Source organism: Methylobacterium sp. E-025 (assembly GCF_022829705.1).
GTDB lineage: Bacteria > Pseudomonadota > Alphaproteobacteria > Rhizobiales > Beijerinckiaceae > Methylobacterium.
Genome location: NZ_JAKSYR010000074.1, coordinates 1 through 1,190, shown reverse-complemented (window position 1 = coordinate 1,190; position 1,190 = coordinate 1). Strand labels below are relative to the sequence as shown.

Below are 1,190 nucleotides of genomic sequence, written 5' to 3'. Positions count from 1 at the left end.
CGCCCGGTACTACAAGGAACTCTACGAGGACGTCGTCGGCTTCGTCCGCCTCCAGGGCGGTCACATCGAGGCGCTGGACAGCAACCCGCTGCGCATCACCGACCAGTTCTTCCTCGGGCCGTCGCTGGTCCGCGGCTTCGCCCCCAACGGCATCGGCCCGCGCGACGTCGGCACCACCGACGCCCGCTCCAACGCCATCGGCGGCTCGACCTACGTCGGCGGCACCCTGGAGGTCCAATTCCCCCTGCCGGGCGTGCCCCGTGACCTTGGCCTGAAGGGCGCCTTGTTTGCGGATGCCGGCACGTTGTTCGGCTACAAGGGCAAGCGTGCGTTCGACGTGAACGGCGACGGCTTCATCAACGGCTACGCCGCTGCGACGGGTTGCAAGTACAGCGCGTACACGATCGGCGTCGAGCCGGAATGCGTCAACGTCCGCGACAAGGCCGTCATCCGCTCGTCCATCGGCGCGTCGATCCTGTGGAATTCGCCGCTTGGTCCAATCCGCTTCGACTATGCCTACGCGCTCACCAAGGACGAGGGCGTGAAGGTGTATGTCCCGACCCTCGGCAAGTACGGCCATATCGGTGCGGACCAGACGCAGGCCTTCCGCTTCTCTGGTGGCTCGAAATTTTAGAGGCTGTTATGGACTAGTCGTTAGTTGGGCGGCCTGTTTAAGCATGGTGCGGACGAACACGTCGTTGTAGAAGTCTGCGAGCGTGTTCGGATAGAACCCGTAGTCCTCGATGAGGCAACGCAAGCGCGGCGCCGGGGCGAAGAAACGCTCTGCCACCCAGTGCGCGGTAGTAGGCCAAAGCGGCGCTTGGCCTCCGGCAGTGTGCCGACCTCCAGTTTGATGCCGCGCATGCGAGCAGCCTTGGCCGGCTCGTCTCCCACTTCGGACTGCCGCGGAAGGCCAGCCGCAGGAACGCCTGTAGGTCGTCAGCGAGCTGCTCGAAGCAACCGGCCGCCAGCTAGTGGTCCAAATCTGACGCTTGGTACCCACCCGCGAAGTCCGCAACGGGTGGGAAGCGGACCCAGCCCCTTCGCCCGGAAGCGGACGCTCCGTCTCCGACCCAACCCGGCCGCTCATCACGTTTCAGCGCCTGCCTGTAAGCGGACGTTATTTTACATTCCGCTGTCCGGGTGGGACCACCTGAGCACCGTCCGACTGCTTGTCGATGACTGCAACA

1 protein-coding gene is annotated in these 1,190 nt (G+C 64.6%); it reads left to right on the top strand.

All coding sequences use genetic code 11. From position 1 onward, the window contains the following. Positions 1 to 634: BamA/TamA family outer membrane protein (locus MKK64_RS08485; RefSeq protein WP_243933532.1), on the top strand; the 634-nt coding region annotated here is incomplete at its 5' end. Between the last annotated feature and the right edge of the window lie 556 nt (positions 635 to 1,190).